This is a genomic window from Mesorhizobium sp. M7A.F.Ca.US.014.04.1.1 (assembly GCF_003998745.1).
Taxonomy (GTDB): domain Bacteria; phylum Pseudomonadota; class Alphaproteobacteria; order Rhizobiales; family Rhizobiaceae; genus Mesorhizobium; species Mesorhizobium ciceri.
The window spans coordinates 1-3,060 of record NZ_RZRW01000638.1; the positions used below are offsets into that span (position 1 = coordinate 1).

A 3,060-nucleotide genomic window follows, 5' to 3' on the forward strand; every position below is an offset into this window, starting at 1 on the left:
GCCCCGACGCGACGCTCGCCGACGCGCTGGGCCTGATGCGCAGCTATTCGATCTCGGGCATTCCGGTGGTCGAGAACGGCGGCAGCGGCGGCCACAAGATCGGCCGGCTGATCGGCATCCTGACCAATCGCGACGTGCGCTTTGCGTCCGATCCGGCGCAGAAGGTCCATGAACTGATGACCCGTGACAACCTGATCACGGTCAAGGAGAACGTCGACCAGGACGAGGCCAAGCGCCTCCTGCACCAGCACAGGATCGAAAAGCTGGTGGTCGTCGACAGGCAGGGCAATTGCGTCGGACTGATCACCGTCAAGGATATCGAGAAGTCGCAGCTCAATCCGCACGCCACCAAGGACGCACAGGGCCGCCTGCGCGCCGCCGCCGCCACCAGCGTCGGCGATGACGGTTTCGAGCGCGCCGAACGCCTCATCGATGCCGGCGTCGACCTTCTGGTGATCGACACCGCGCATGGCCACTCGCAGCGCGTGCTCGACGCCGTCACGCGGGCGAAAAAACTATCCAACTCCGTCCGCATCCTGGCTGGCAATGTCGCCACCGCCGCGGGCACGCAGGCGCTGATCGACGCCGGCGCCGACGCCGTCAAGGTCGGCATCGGCCCGGGTTCCATCTGCACCACCCGCATCGTTGCCGGCGTCGGCGTGCCGCAGCTCTCAGCCATCATGTCGGCGGTCGAGACGGCGCACAAATCCGGCGTCTCGGTGATCGCCGATGGCGGCATCAAATATTCCGGCGATCTGGCCAAGGCGCTCGCCGCAGGCGCCAGTGCGGCCATGATCGGCTCGCTGCTGGCCGGAACCGACGAAAGCCCGGGCGAGGTCTATCTGCACCAGGGCCGCTCCTTCAAGGCCTATCGCGGCATGGGCTCGGTCGGCGCCATGGCCCGCGGCTCGGCCGATCGCTACTTCCAGGCCGAGGTGCGCGACACGCTGAAACTGGTCCCGGAAGGCATCGAAGGGCAGGTTCCCTACAAAGGACCTGTGTCTGGCGTGCTGCACCAGCTTGCGGGCGGCTTGAAAGCCGCTATGGGTTATGTTGGTGGCCGCGACCTTGCCGATTTCCGCGAGCGCGCCACCTTTGTGCGCATATCCAATGCCGGACTTCGTGAAAGCCACGCCCATGACGTCACGATTACCCGCGAAAGCCCGAACTATCCCGGCGGAGCCTGACCAGTACGGGCTCGGGCGGAGCCTGACGGCAACGATCCTGCGGCTGCCGCGCCACGCAGGCGCACTCTGTTTCCTGTCGGCGGTGGTTTTCATCGCCATGACGGCTATGGAATTCCTCTACTTCCGCCAGTTGAGCGGCGGCTTGCCATCACTCGACATGCGTATTTTCGGTTTCACTCCGGACGAAGGCATGGCCTGGCTGACGGCACTCGGCCGGCGCGGCGGCGAGATCATTCTCGTCTGGCACTATCTGACCTTCGATCTGTTGTTCCCGGCGCTGCTGTCTGTGACGCTGGTCAGCCTGATCCTGGCCACCGGCCGGCGATTGAAGGCTTTCCGCGTGCAGCCGGTGCAGCTGCAGTCGATCTTCGCGCTGGTCCTGGTGCTGCCCTACACGCTTGCCGACTACGCCCAGAACATCGCGGTAGCGCGGCTTCTGTCCGATTTCCTGTCGGCGAATCCGGACTCGCTGTCTTTGGCTTCGGCGCTCACCGTCACCAAATTCGCGCTTTTCGCCGTCCCGGTGATCGTCATTGCCGCCTTCTGGCTGGCAGGCCAGAAACGCCTGGCCTGATGCCGCGCGCAAAGCTCAGCCCGCTAGGGGAAACTTCGTGAACCAGACCACGATCTTCTGGCCTGTTCTGGCGCATGTGCTGCTGATCTACATCGTCTACTGCGTCCTGGGTCGCCGCAGATACGGCGCAATCAGGTCAGGCGAGGCGAAGCCAGCTCAGTTCAAGGTGCGTTCGACCGAGCCGGCCTCCAGCGTCACCGTTGCCGCCAATCTCACCAACCAGTTCGAGCTGCCGGTGCTGTTCTATGTGCTGTGCCTGACGCTGCACCTGACCAACGGCGTCAACTATCTGACCCTGGCGCTGATGTGGATTTTCGTCGCATCGCGCTATTTCCACGCCTGGGTTCACCTGACCAGCAACAATCTGCTGCTGCGCAGCCGCTCGTTCTTCGTCAGTGCGGTGATTCTCCTGCTGGGATGGATCTGGTTCGCCCTACACCTGCTCGGCGTGGTTTGAGCAGAGCACCTTTTCCTTCTCCCGCAAGGGGAGAAGGAAAGTCCGCGAGGGACGTCTACAGGTCGAACACCGCAATCTTGCGCTTGTCGAACTTGATGCCGATCTCGCCGCGCACCAGCTTGAGCGCGGCCTCGCCGAACACCGCGCGCCGCCAGCCCTGCAGGGCCGGTACGTCGGCGTCCTCGCCCTCGGCGGCGATACGGTCGATGTCGTCGCTGGAGGCCAGCACCTTGGACGCGACGCCTTCCTTTTCGGCGACGATCCGCAGCAGCACCTTCAACAGTTCCGCCGCGGCGCTCGAGCCCTCGGGCGGCTGGAAACTCTTTGGCAGTTTCGGCATCTGCTCCTTGGGCAAGGCAAGGGCGGTGTTGACCGCGCCGAGCAGCGCCGTTGCCGTCGACGAGCGCTCCCAGCCCTTCGGCGTCGTGCGCAGCTTGCCAAGGGCTGCCGCGTCGCGCGGCGCCTGCTGCGCCACCTCGTAGATCGCGTCGTCCTTCAGCACGCGGCCGCGCGGCACGTCGCGTTCGCGCGCCTCGCGCTCGCGCCACGCCGCAACGCCCTGCACGATCGCCAGTTCCTGCGGCTTGCGCAGCCGCATCTTCAGCCGTTTCCAGGCGTCCTCGGGGTGCGGATCATAGGTCTCGCGCGAGGTCAGCACCTCCATTTCCTCGTTGAGCCAATGGGCGCGGTTTTCGCGCGCCAGTTCGGCGCTGAGGTGCTGATAGACCTCGATCAGCTGGGTGACGTCGGCCAGCGCATAGTCGAGCTGCTTGTCGGAAAGCGGCCGGTGGCGCCAGTCGGTGAAGCGCGACGACTTGTCGAGCCGCGCGCCGGTGATGCGC

General features: G+C 65.3%; 4 protein-coding genes. 3 read left to right on the top strand and 1 reads right to left on the bottom strand.

Going from position 1 to position 3,060, the window contains the following annotated elements; genetic code table 11:
- From guaB to EOA22_RS29075, 3 genes are all read left to right on the top strand, one after another.
- Nucleotides 1-1,187: IMP dehydrogenase (guaB, locus tag EOA22_RS29065; RefSeq protein WP_127390406.1), on the top strand; the 1,187-nt coding region annotated here is incomplete at its 5' end.
- A complete protein-coding gene (locus EOA22_RS29070; RefSeq protein ID WP_082826435.1) occupies nt 1,138-1,761 on the top strand; it encodes a hypothetical protein in 624 nt (207 codons plus the stop codon). The genes guaB and EOA22_RS29070, both read left to right, overlap by 50 nt.
- 37 nt (nt 1,762-1,798) lie before the next feature.
- The gene (locus EOA22_RS29075) at nt 1,799-2,218 is read left to right on the top strand and encodes an MAPEG family protein (protein ID WP_063167750.1); all 420 of its coding nucleotides are present in this window, start codon (nt 1,799-1,801) and stop codon (nt 2,216-2,218) included.
- A gap of 55 nt (nt 2,219-2,273) precedes the next feature.
- Here EOA22_RS29075 and rnd read toward each other — a convergent pair.
- Nucleotides 2,274-3,060: ribonuclease D (rnd, locus tag EOA22_RS29080; RefSeq protein WP_127390407.1), on the bottom strand; the 787-nt coding region annotated here is incomplete at its 5' end.